This is a genomic window from Hahella sp. NS-SX17 (assembly GCF_057367735.1).
Genome location: NZ_CM170632.1, coordinates 3,139,758 through 3,152,342 on the forward strand (window position 1 = coordinate 3,139,758; position 12,585 = coordinate 3,152,342).

A 12,585-nucleotide genomic window follows, 5' to 3' on the forward strand; every position below is an offset into this window, starting at 1 on the left:
TCTAGGCTGCAAGTCCGTGTTGGTAAGGAGAAAAGGCTTGGCCCACGTACGTATATTCAGGCATTACATACATCTGCCCTACATCATTATGGGCGTTGCGGATCTGTTGGTCCTGGGCGCAGTGTTTTACTGCGGCGTTTTCTTCCGCTATTTCGGTGAAATCAATTTTTTCCTGGAGAACTACCAGGTCGCCTTTCCTGAGGCGCTGACCTTTGGGGCGGTGAATCTTATCATCATGATCGCCATGGGGGTGTACCCCGCGAAAACCCAAGAGGGCATGTCGGGCATGATGCTGAGGACGATATTTGCAATTCTCATGTCCGCTGCGGGCTTGTCGTTTTTGTTCTACGTCACCGAATCCTGGTTGTGGTATTTCGGTAAGGGCGTTCTGGCGCTTTCCTCTGTTCTGGCTATTTTCATGCTGGGTATCTCCCGTAGCCTGTTTCTGTTTTTCGCTAACGAGCAAAGTTTCAAGCGTAATGTGCTGGTGCTCGGTGCGGGGAATCGCGCGAGTAATCTGTATGAGGATCTGAAAGAGCCGCTGGATCGCCGTGGGGTCGAGTTGATGGGGTTTGTGCCTGGGCTGGATGAAGAAGTCAAAGTGCCTCAGCAAAAAGTGGTGGCGGTGCCTGGGACGCTTAAGGAATATATCCTGGAGCATCCAGTCGATGAGATTGTTATCGCTTTGGATGATCGCAGGAAGAAGTTGCCGCTGGATGATTTGTTGGAGTGCAAAATGGAAGGCGTGCATATCGTAGACGCGCCGACCTTTCTAGAGCGCGAAGGGCGTAAAGTCGCTCTCGACTTGATCCAGCCCAGCTGGATGATTTTCGCTGACGGCTTCGGGGCGGTCTCCACCCGCAGCATCACCAAGCGCGGCTTTGATATTTTATCCAGTCTGAGCCTGTTGCTCGTGACTTGGCCTATTATGTTATTGACGGTGCTCGCCATTAAGCTGGAAGAAGGCTGGTCGGCGCCAGTGCTATACAAACAGGAGAGGGTGGGCCTAAATGGACGGCCGTTCCCTGTCATGAAGTTTCGTAGTATGAGAGTGGACGCGGAAAAGCACGGGGCTGTCTGGGCGCAGAAAAACGATACCCGTGTGACTCGTATTGGCGGTTTTATTCGTAAAGTGCGTATCGACGAGCTGCCGCAAATTTTTAATGTATTGCTTGGCGACATGGCCGTGGTCGGGCCGCGTCCTGAAAGGCCTGTGTTTGTGGAAAAACTTTCGGAGAAGATTCCTTACTATAACGAGAGGCATAGAGTGAAGCCCGGTATTACCGGTTGGGCGCAGCTCTGTTTCGCTTACGCCGATAGTGAGGAGGACACCAAGGAGAAGCTGCGGTATGATTTATATTACATTAAGAATCAGAGCCTACTGCTTGATTTGATTGTATTAATTCAGACCGTTGAGGTTATTTTGTTTAAGAAAGGCTCCCGGTAAGCGGGCGCTCGGGTTTTTAACATTGGCATCATTGTTTTGAAGTATTTGGCAGGGCGTAATGTTGGAAAACTATCCGGAAAACCCTGGCTACTGAAGAGCCGCATTGGATTCAACTGCTGATTAACTTGGGATACTAATGATGAATATTAACGCCTTGAAAATATGCGTTCTGGCATTACTGGCTATGCTGTTTAGCGCCTGCAGCACGGTTAAGCCTTCCGACAATGCTTTGGTTAGCGCCGCTCTGAAAGATCGGCCTAAGATGCTGGAGTCGTATATTCTGGGGCCTGGCGATGTTGTTAACGTTAACGTTTGGCGTAATCCAGAGCTGTCTGGAAGCGTGCCAATTAGGCCGGATGGCAAATTGTCTACGACGCTGGTTGGCGATATCGTAGCGTCCGGAAAAACGCCAGCTCAGTTGGCTGAAGAAATCAAGCAAAAGCTGTCGGTATACATTCGTGAACCTCAGGTCAGCGTTGTCGTCACAGGAATGCAGAGCTATGAGTTTTCCAGTCGCGTGCGTGTGACCGGCGCAGTAAAGTCGCCAATCTCCATTCCTTATCGTCATGGGATGACCGTCATGGATGTTGTGTTGACGGCTGGCGGTCTGAATGACTTCGCAAGCGGAGATGGCAGCGTGCTGTACAGACAGTACCAAGGGAAGAGCGTGATCATTCCTGTAAAATTAAATGAAATCTTTCAGGAAGGCGACGTGACCACCAACTACGAGTTGAACCCTGGGGATATAATTACTGTTCCTGAAAAGGTCTTGTAATAAGACACGGTTGGGGGCGAAATTGAGTTTGAGACTGAACTTTTCTCTTATGACTATGCTGGTGCAATGATATGGCGGTTCCAATAGATCAGCTACCAAAAGAAGCCTTTAGGGAGATTCGCTCCCGGAAGTGGCTGTCGTTCTTTGTTTTTCTTGCTGTTAGCTTCGGAACGCTTGTCGTGGGCGCATTTTGGCCGCAGCAGTTTACTTCGCGAAGCGTCATCTATGTCGATGACCAGAATATTATCCGTCCTTTGATGGATGGGTCGGCCTTGACCACTAAGGTTAAGGATCATGTTGCTTCCGTAGAAGAGGTCATGTTGTCGAGAAAGGTTTTGGCTCGACTCGCGGAAATGGAAGAAATTTGGGGGACTGTTAAGTCGGACGCTGCGAAAGAAGGCATTATTTCCAAAGTGCGTAACAGCGTAGTGGTCAAAAAGACCGGCGCCCCCAACTTTATAGAAATCGAATACAAGGACTCTACGGCTCAGAGGGTTTTTGACGTTACTCGTGAGGTGACTCAGCTCTTCATCGAAGAAACTGAAAACAGCAAGCGTGAAGAGAGTCGTAACGCGTATGAGTTTGTTGATAAGCAAGTAAAAGCGTATCAAACACAGTTGCAGGCTTCTGAAGAGCGGTTGAAAAACTTCCTGCAAGAGAATGTGGATGGTACGGTGGAGTCAGTGGGTACTAGAATTTCCGCTTTAGAGCGTCAGACCGAAGAGGCTGAGCTGGCGTTGAAAGAAGCCATTGCACAAAGAGATGCGTTGCAGTCTCAGTTGTCAGGGCAGTCTCGAGTAGTGAAACGTGAAATCGCTGACGATGCGTACCAGACTCGTATAGATGAGTTAAATAAGAGATTGGACTCTTTGCGGCTAATTTATCTAGATAGCTATCCCGATATTATTGCGCTGAAGCAACAGATAGTTGAGCTTGAAAAGCAGCGTGCCGAAGCTGTATCGAGTGGAGGCTCATCTACACGCTCTGAGTCTTCTTTTAATCCGATATACCAAGAGCTACAGAGCGAGCTGTCAAAAGCGCTCGCTAATATTGACACGCTGCGCACAAGGCAAAAGTCTTTGGAGGTTCTATTGGAGAAGGAACGGGTCCGTATGCAGCGTATTCAGGAAAATCAGGCGAAGATTGCCGAGCTTACAAGGGATTATGAGGTCAACAAGAATATTTACGACGACCTTCTGAAGCGCCGTGAGAAAGCCCGAGTGTCTATGCGTCTTGATGTCGAAGGGCATGGTCTCAGCTACAAGATTCACGAGCCAGCGGCATATCCGCTGAAGCCTTCCGGTTTTACGTTCCGCCACTTTGCTATGGCAGGTCTGCTTCTAGGTTTTCTCGCACCTTTAGGTATTGCTATCGCGTTCTGTCAGGTAGATCCGCGTGTACGTACTGGATCAATTTTGCAGGAAAATACGGGTATCCCTGTGTTGGCCACGATTCCCTATATTTCCACTCCATTGGAACGGAGAATTGACCGACGCCGCACTAAAGTCATTCTTTTCTTGGCTTTATTAAGTATTGGCGTTTATTTAGTGTATGGGTGGATGCGTTATACGGGAGTTGTCTTGTGACCGATAAGCAAGAAAATATCAAGAATATCTATGATATTGATAAAGGCCAGGCTAAACCGAAAGATCCCCAGTCAAGCTCAACTGCTGACAGGGTGCTTGTGCCTAGCTCATTGGAGGTTAAATCTGGCAGCGTAGAGCGCTACGTAATCAGTAAGCAGATTGCGAAGATGAGGGAGCCCTCTCTTCTGTCTGTTGATGACCTGAATCAGAAACGAATTATTCATCCAGAGTCTCCCGACCGAACCATTATTGATAAGTTTCGGGAGTTGCGCACCCGGCTGCTGGAAATTAGTAAAGGCAATAACTTTACCCTCGCTGTCACGGGGGTAACGGAGGGGTGCGGCGCCTCTTTTGCCGCAATAAACCTGGCTGCTGCATTTGCGCTGGATAGTAGCAAAACGGCGCTGGTTATTGATTGCAATTTGCGGGAGCCGTCCCTGCATAATATTTTGGATTTAATGCCTGATTTGGGGGTTACGGACTTTATTGAAGATCCGGATATGGATATTGCCTCAGTCATTTATCCTACAGGCATTAAAAGGTTAAGACTTATTCCGGCGGGAAGTAGACGAGAGTCGTCGGGAGAGTTTTTTACATCTTTTCGTATGAGGCAGTTTTTGCACTCATTGAGAAAGCGTTATCCAGATCGCTTCATCATTCTGGATACTCCTTCGATTGCAGTGTCGCCCGATGCGCGGATTATCTCCGAGCTGTGTGATTTGACATTAGTTGTCGTACCTCATGGAAGGGTTACAGAAAGTCAGATTGTGTCCGCCGTGTCATCGATTCCATCGCAGAAGTGCGCGGGAGTCTTGGTAAATGGCTAAAACCAGCTAAAAGAGTCTGTCTTTCTACATAATCACCATAAGGACCTGTCCCTTCATGGATCACCTTCTGTTAGATAAAGCAAGGCCGGTTATGCTGGCCTTGGTTGGTATAAATGCAATCAGTACAGCGCTTAATGTCCAGGCGGAGCCTTTAGAGGTCCAACTGAGCGCTACTCAGGAATATTCTGATAACGTAACAAAGACCAAAAGCAAGGAAGATGATTGGCTTAGCAAGGTTGGCTTGAAGCTGGGGCAAACTCTAACAAAGGGCGCCTTTGAGAGTTCGCTTTCAGCGGATTTTGGTTTTGAGCATTACTGGGGAGATACATTTGGCGATGAGGTCACCACTGAAGTGGTGTACGACGGGAAGTATAATTTTTCTCCAGTGCTGTCGTGGCTAATAAAAGATGAGTTGACCGAGGACGTGCTGAATAGCAGTACGCCTAATACACCAGACACCAGAGTCAGGAAGAACGTTTTCACGACTGGGCCGAGTTATCGCTTAGCGATGTCTTCGGAGGATGACTTGGTGCTGGGCGCGCAATATAAGCAGATTGACTTTGATAGTGGCACGGCTGTGGATAGTAAGAGAAATACAGCTACAGCCGATTACGTGCACCGTTTCGCAAATGAACTTACCTTTACATGGAGTAATAGCGGCGAGTGGGCTGAGCTGGACAATGAGACGGATCTCGAAACCTTGGAGTCAGAGATTCGCTTCAGTAAGCGCTATAACGACTTGTTCGGCAGCTTGGGAGTTGGAATGACCAAGCTCACGAGTGAGCAAGCGAATGTCACCAGAAAGTCGGATGAAGTCACTGGCTCATTGAATTTAAGTTACCAGGCCAGCGCCACAGTTGGTTTGACTTATTCTTATAACCGCAAACTAACCGATAGCGCTTCCGAAACGGTTTTTCAGATATTTGAACGTCCGATTACCATAGGCTCTAGTGATAGCGTATTAATGCAAGAGCATGTCGCAGGGGTAAACTACAAACCTAATGCGAGAGATGTGTTTCAATTTAAAGGTTCCAGCACCGCCGAGAAAAATGAAGCAACCTCGCTGGAAGATAAAGAGCATTCTGTTGCTGTGAGCTGGTCTCACAAGGTGAATACCCTGTGGAACTGGTTATTGTCTTCTGAATATACAAACAAAGAGTTTGGAGGAAGCGACGCCGAGCAGGACACATACGAACACGCAATACAGCTTAATCATCGCTGGTACAAAAACTTCAGTTCGCGTTACTACGTTGAATATGAGTCAAAAGACTCTGACGGCGGAGCTGCTGAGTTTGATGCGCTGACCGTCGGAATTGGCGTGGATTACGTTCCCAACTTTTAATTGTATAGGTGGTTGTCTTGCAGAACGCCTTGACCATAGATGTAGAAGATTATTTCCACGTTGCAGCGTTAGCGGAATCTATTGGCGTTGATGAGTGGGCGAGTCGTGAGTGTCGCGTTGAAAAGAATACTCGAGACTTGCTTGAGCTGTTTGATAAAAAAGGGGTGAAAGGCACTTTTTTTGTGTTGGGCTGGGTGGCGGAAAGGTATCCGCATATTGTCACGGAGATTCATAAGGCTGGCCATGAGGTGGCCTCACATGGTTACAGTCACCAACTGGTTTACTCGCAGACTCCAGATGTTTTTAGAGAGGAAACCGCCAAGTCCAAGGATATTTTGGAGAATATTATTCAGCAGCCGGTGGACGGCTACCGGGCGGCAAGCTACTCGATAACCGCTAAGTCCAAGTGGGCCTTGGATATTCTGTGTGATCTGGGGTTCAAGTGGGATTCAAGTATATTTCCCGTGAGGCATGACCGATATGGAATGCCAAATACACCGGAAGATCCTTACATACTGCAGGCCCCAAATGGCAAGCAGATCGTGGAGTACCCCTTAACCACTTGCCCAATCGGAAAATATAGGTTACCCATTGCCGGCGGGGGTTATTTCCGACTGTTTCCCTACTGGTTGACACGCTGGGGGTTAGGGCGGGTCAATAGTTTGGGGCGTAGTTTTATTTTTTACCTGCACCCTTGGGAGATTGATCCTAAGCAGCCTCGAGTCAAAGCTAGCATGCTGTCCACTTTTCGACACTACAACAATCTGGATGTATGCTTTTCCAGACTAGAGGCGCTGTTGGATGATTTCTCGTTCACAACAGTTTCAGACGTGCTCAAGGCTCAATCAATCGATCCTACTCCGTTTGCGGTTTAACTCCTGTTATGAATGATGCGAACCATATTGACAGCCTGAAGTTGCGGGAAGAGCAATTGAAGGCGCGTAAAGGCGAGTTGTCGCGGCTGATTGGCGAAGCGAAAAAAAAAGGCGCTGATGCGGACGGGCTTATCGCAGAAATGGGAGCTGTATCGGCCGAGTTTAAAGAAGTGGCAGGCCATCTTAAAGCGTTGAGGAAAGCGCAGCCCCAGCAAGCTGAGTCATCACTAAATGAAAAGTCGCGTGACAATCAGCAGGATAAGTCCAAACAGGCTGCGCAGTTTCAGAAACTCATTGAGGACGCTTCTTCTGCGTCACAGATTTTAAGCCTTCCTGTAAAAGCGTTTCGTGTCGTTGAGGTTGATGCTGAGCCTGGCTTGAAGGCATCCTGGGATACATACGTTGACCAGCACCCGCAGGCTTCTCCGTATCATAAGCTTTGGGTGAAATCGTTTATTGGGAAGGTGTATGGCCATCCATGTCGGTTTATCTGTGCGCTCGATGAGTCCGATAGAATCGTAGGCGTATTACCGCTTACGCAGTTAAGTAGTCGCCTGTTTGGGAACTTCATTGTCTCGGCTCCCTACTTTAACTACGGAGGTATTCTGGCCGATAGCGAACATGCCGCCCGGATGCTTCTTGCGGATGCAGTGCGCTGGCGTGAGCAAGTCGGCGCGAGCCATATCGAATTAAGGCATTTGACATCTTCTGGATTGGGGCTGCCGCAGCGCACTGAGAAGTTAACGTTTTGGCTTGCATTGCCGGAGCAGGAAGATGACTTGTGGGCGAGTTTTAAACCAAAGGTTAGAGCGCAGATTAAAAGACCTCAAAAGGAAGGGGCGGAAGTAACTATCGGCGGCCCCGAGCTGCTGGATGAGTTCTACCCTGTATTCTCAAGAAATATGAGGGATCTTGGCACCCCTGTTTATGGGAAAAACTTTTTCCAGGGTTTCCTTAGGTCATACGGAGAATCTGCTAGAGTTGTCATAGGCAGATTAAATAAGACTGTAGTCGCATGCGCGATAGTAATCGGTCATGGCCGTCGCATGGAAATTCCCTGGGCTTCTACGCTGCAGGAAGCTAACAGCTCTGGCATTAACATGTTGATGTATTGGGAAATTCTTAAGTTCAGTATTGGCCAGAAGTATCAGGTGTTTGATTTTGGGCGCTGTACCGAAGGTAGCGGCACCTATAAGTTTAAACAGCAGTGGGGGGCGACTCCTGTCAGGCTGCATTGGGATTATTGTCTTGCCGAGGGAGGAGAGGCTCCTAAATTAAATCCTGATAACCCCAAGTTCAAACTGCTTATTGCCGTATGGACAAAACTGCCTGTGTGGCTGACTAATTTTGTTGGCCCCATGGTAGTTAAATATTTGCCCTAGCTAAGAGTGTGCGATATGCAGTCTGGCCTTTTCAAGTTGCAGGGTTGAGGCGATGAGCAATACTCCCGACCATCGAGATCACCGAGCTGGACTTTTTGCTATTGCAAGAGAGAAGGGTTGGGGGTTGCCTGATATTCTTCTTAACTCAGCCGTACAATTTTCTGAAAGGGTGGCGGTAAAATCCGAGGATGGAGAGCTTAGCTATCACCTTCTTCTCCAGCACTCTCTTATGGTTGCGGAGCGCCTCAAAGAGTTAGGGGTTGGCTTTGGCGACCGCGTCGCAGTGTGTGTCAACCGTGATCATCATCTACCGGCGCTGCTTTTGGGCGTAGGCATAATTGGCGCAGCGTATGTTCCTGTCGACCCTGCTTTTCCTGCTGAGCGTATCCGGATAATTTTAGAGGATGCGGACGCTTCGGCCGCTATATTCGAACCGTCAACCTTTGAGCTCCTGCAAGATATTCCTCACTTGGTGTTTTTGGATAAATACAGCCTAACCGAACCCGGTGGAGCGATGGTCTCTAAGCCGCTTGATGAGCTTAGAAGCGCCTATATCGAGTTGAATGGGTCACATGAGTGCGCTGCTGATCAGGTCGCTTACATTATTTTTACATCTGGCTCTACAGGTCGCCCCAAAGGTGTGCCTATTCCTCAGTCCGCCGTTATTAACTTTTTATATGGCGTCGATGAAGCTATTGGGACGCGAGATGGCGACCGCTTCCTTGGGTTGACCACGATATCCTTTGATATTTCAGTATTAGAGTTATTTCTCCCGCTGATACTTGGAGGTGTCGTATACGTTTGCAAGAAAACGGATGCATTATCCCCAGATAGACTAAGCGATATCATCACCAAGAACGATATAAATGTGCTTCAAGCGACGCCGGCGACATGGCGTTTGATGCTGGAGTTAGGGTGGCGACCTTGTAAGGCGCAAAAATTATTGTGTGGAGGGGAGGCTTTTCCTGTGGATTTGGCGGGCAGACTTCTGCAGGACGCCGGTGAAGTATGGAATATGTATGGGCCTACTGAAGCGACAGTGTGGGTATGTAGTCACAAGGTGGGTCGGGAAGATATAGACGCTGGGTTCATACCTTTAGGCGCCCCGTACGCCAATATTGATTTAGTGGTAGTGGATGAGTCGCTTACCCCCATTTCTGGCTCGACTGCAGGAGAACTGCTAATAGGCGGGAGCTGCCTCTCTCCTGGATACTTTAGAAGGCCAGAGTTAAATGCAGACCGTTTTGTAACGCTTAGCTTTTCCGGTTCTTCTCAGCCGTATTATCGAACTGGCGACATGGTGCAAGTTGTTGGTGATGGTCGAATGCGCTATGTGGACCGCCTTGATAATCAGGTAAAAATTCGAGGGTTTCGCATTGAGCTGGGAGAAATCGAGGCTGTGCTGACCCGTTTGTCGGGAGTCGCGGATGCGGCTGTGGTTGCGGTGGCGAATTCTGCGGGAGATAACGTCCTGGTCGGCTGCCTGCGTTTTTCTGGAGCTTCATTGCCATCAGGTCAAGTTGAGGATTTTCTGCGCCAAACTTTGCCGTTTTATATGGTTCCTGGGCTTTGGCGGGTATATGAGAGTTTTCCGCAAACGCCTAATAAAAAGATCGATAAAAAAGCGCTAAAGAAAGATGTAGAGAAAGATATAGCCTCTTCTGCACTTGTTGATAACGCATTTTCTTCTGACATGGAACAACGGCTGGCTCGGGTCTGGAAAACAGTGCTGGGCGTATTTCCTCAAAGTGTAAGAGATCACTTCAATGAGCTTGGCGGCCACTCCTTGGCGTCGGCCAGGCTTTCGAATGAAATTGAGCGTGAATTTGGTAAGTCCGTTGGCGTTAATCAGTTGATTGCATGTCCGCTTTTTATCGAACAGTGCGAGCTTGTGGCCGCTGCTTCAGGGGCGAAGCGCCAATTAAGTCTCATAACGCTGGAGGACTCTGCAGAACTAAGCGACGGGCAGCGAAGGATTTGGTTTATATGCCAGTTGGCGGGTTCCAGTAGTGTATTTAATGAGTCTGAGGCTTATATTTTAGAATCTCCATGGGATATCGGTAGATTGGAGAGAGCTATCTCCGCGTTGCTGCGTGAACTTCCGGTATTGAGACTGATGCTGAATACGGCCAGCTTATCGTGGCGCCTCTGTCCGACAGTTGAAGTCCCTCTGCAGGTGAGAGACATTGCAAGCTCCACAGACTCTTTGGAGTCCCTTCTACATCAAGAAGCCAAGCGTGAGTTTGAATTCGGTTCTGAACTATTGATTCGTTTTGTCGCCTATGAAATGGAAGGGCGCGTGTCTGCTTTGCAGATGGTGACGCATCATATTTTGCTGGATGGTATCTCTCAATTAAAAGTCTGGGATCGCTTGCTTCAGCATTATGAAGATGTAGTGATGTTGACTGGTCCTCAGGAGTGCAGTGGCGGAGCTAAGGATGTTGTTGTGACTCCTCGCGCACAAAATCTGGAGGAAAGTCTCGAATATTGGCTGCAGACGTTACACAAGCCGTTGCCTCTCTTAAATCTGAGGACTGATTATGAAAGGCCTGACTTTTTTGACTTTAAAGGAAGGCAGCTGATAGAGGTTCTGGGGCAAGATCTCTCTGCCAGGCTGATCAGTGTATCGAACAGGTTTAGAACGCGTCCATTTGTTGTCTTGATAAGCGCATTTTCAGCCTGGTTGAGAAAAGCGACTGGCTCACATGATTTGATTTTAGGTACTGCAACGAGCGGCCGAGAGGGACAAAAAGGCCTGCATGATGCGATTGGAATGTTCTTTAATACAATTCCGCTCAGGTTGAGTGAAGCTGCTGGTGGAGTTCAAGAGCAGCTAAGAAGTACGGAGCAGGCTTTAAATCTGGCCTTGCTGCATGGAGAAGTTTCTTTTGAAAAAATAGTCTCCAGCATACAGGCCGCTCGTGATGCGTCCAGGCCAACTCTAGCGCAGGCTTATATCACATTTAATGATTTCTCTCAGCGAAAGTTGAGCGTGGCGGATAGCGGTGCGCTGAGTCCGGCGCCGGTCGATATTGGCTATACGCAAGGAGAAATTTTTCTCTATGTTGATTACTATGGGAGCGACTTCACGTTCCGCTTTCAGACGAGTTCCGCTTTATTCAACTTGGATACAAGCAGAAAAATGCTCTCTGCATTTATGGCTACGCTAAGGAACTTTATAGAAAGTATGGAGATTGGCGGCTCTGCATTAAACATGGATGTTTCGATGGATTGCCTTATCAGCGGTCAAGAAGCGGGCGGGAATGCTCCACGGCGTAATAAAACGAAAATTGATGGCGGCGCAGACGAAGAGCTTCTGAATAAACTCGGGGCTATTTGGAAAAATGTATTGGGCCTGAATGAGCTGGATTTCGACGCAAACTTTTTCGAGGTGGGCGGGCACTCTATTAAAGCGCTACAAGTGTTTGACCAGCTACACCGGCGCTATGGCGTCAATGCGCCGCTAGCTCTGCTTTTCAAAGCGCCAACAGTAAGGTCGCTAGCAGCGGAGCTGGTGCGTATTAGTGATAACAGTTCTGCTCACAAAGCTGATGCTGGAGACCGTTCGGCCATGGAAGCTGAGGGTTGGCGCAATATCGTGCAACTATCTGCTGGCGGTGCTAAAACGCCACTGGTGTGTGTTCACCCTGTTGGAGGTAACGTTCTGGCATATAAGGCTCTGTTGGATTTCGAAGGGCTGAATCGTCCGGTCTACGGTATACAGGCCACGGGCTTGGATGGAAAAAGTCAGCCTTCCTACTCAATACTGGAAATGGCGCGTTACTATGCCTCGCTTCTAGATGAGATGCTTGAGAAAAGACGAGTTTCTCTTCTTGGTGGGTCAATGGGGGGCTCGATAGCTGTAGAACTGGCGAACGAGCTTTTAGTAAAAGGTTTCAAAGTGGATTGGGTAATATTGCTGGATACTATTGGACCGGCCGCAAAGCACTTACCTGAAGGATTTAGTGAGGATCAGCGCACTCTCTTACAGAAAGTGATGCAAAGCGTATCAGCCAGGGCCAAATATTATAAGAACCTCTTTGAAGTAAGGCTTTATCGGCTTTTCGGCTTTAGAATACCCCAGACATTGCGTGTATTCGAGGTGCGCAGATCCAATCGTCTCGCTGTAGAGAGGCATGTCGAGAGAACATACAGCGGGAGTGTGATGCTACTGCGTTTACCTTCCGCGGAGTCAGGTGCATATAGCTTACCTATGCTTGGGTGGGAGAAGCATTTAACCGGTAGAGTAGAAGTGGAGACGGTTGACGCCGAACACGCGCACTTCCTTGAGTCGGAGGAGGCGAAGAGGGTGCTCGCCTGTTTTCTTCGAGAGCAAGAGTAGTGTGTCGAA

General features: G+C 48.5%; 8 protein-coding genes. All 8 read left to right on the forward strand.

The window, feature by feature from the left end:
* Positions 1–37 precede the first annotated feature (37 nt).
* Positions 38–1,447 carry a TIGR03013 family XrtA/PEP-CTERM system glycosyltransferase gene (locus tag AC2IBB_RS14155; protein WP_486333481.1) on the forward strand — a complete coding sequence of 470 codons (1,410 nt, stop codon included), beginning with the start codon at positions 38–40 and terminating at the stop codon, positions 1,445–1,447.
* 136 nt (positions 1,448–1,583) lie between these two features.
* Positions 1,584–2,222, forward strand: coding sequence for an XrtA/PEP-CTERM system exopolysaccharide export protein (locus AC2IBB_RS14160; protein ID WP_486333482.1), 639 nt, complete (start codon positions 1,584–1,586; stop codon positions 2,220–2,222).
* A 71-nt stretch (positions 2,223–2,293) separates the two neighbouring features.
* Positions 2,294–3,808: an XrtA system polysaccharide chain length determinant gene (locus AC2IBB_RS14165; RefSeq protein ID WP_486333483.1), complete on the forward strand. Its 1,515-nt coding sequence runs from the start codon at positions 2,294–2,296 to the stop codon at positions 3,806–3,808.
* Positions 3,805–4,635 (forward strand): XrtA-associated tyrosine autokinase, encoded by an 831-nt coding sequence (locus AC2IBB_RS14170; protein ID WP_486333484.1) that lies wholly within the window; start codon positions 3,805–3,807, stop codon positions 4,633–4,635. The genes AC2IBB_RS14165 and AC2IBB_RS14170 overlap by 4 nt, the downstream gene beginning before the upstream one ends.
* 55 nt (positions 4,636–4,690) lie before the next feature.
* Positions 4,691–5,977, forward strand: coding sequence for a hypothetical protein (locus AC2IBB_RS14175; RefSeq protein WP_486333485.1), 1,287 nt, complete (start codon positions 4,691–4,693; stop codon positions 5,975–5,977).
* An 8-nt stretch (positions 5,978–5,985) separates the two neighbouring features.
* The gene (locus tag AC2IBB_RS14180; protein WP_486333486.1) at positions 5,986–6,852 is read left to right on the forward strand and encodes an XrtA system polysaccharide deacetylase; all 867 of its coding nucleotides are present in this window, start codon (positions 5,986–5,988) and stop codon (positions 6,850–6,852) included.
* A gap of 8 nt (positions 6,853–6,860) precedes the next feature.
* Positions 6,861–8,234 carry a FemAB family XrtA/PEP-CTERM system-associated protein gene (locus tag AC2IBB_RS14185; protein WP_486333487.1) on the forward strand — a complete coding sequence of 458 codons (1,374 nt, stop codon included), beginning with the start codon at positions 6,861–6,863 and terminating at the stop codon, positions 8,232–8,234.
* 52 nt (positions 8,235–8,286) lie between these two features.
* A complete protein-coding gene (locus tag AC2IBB_RS14190; protein ID WP_486333488.1) occupies positions 8,287–12,576 on the forward strand; it encodes a non-ribosomal peptide synthetase in 4,290 nt (1,429 codons plus the stop codon).
* Positions 12,577–12,585 lie beyond the last annotated feature (9 nt).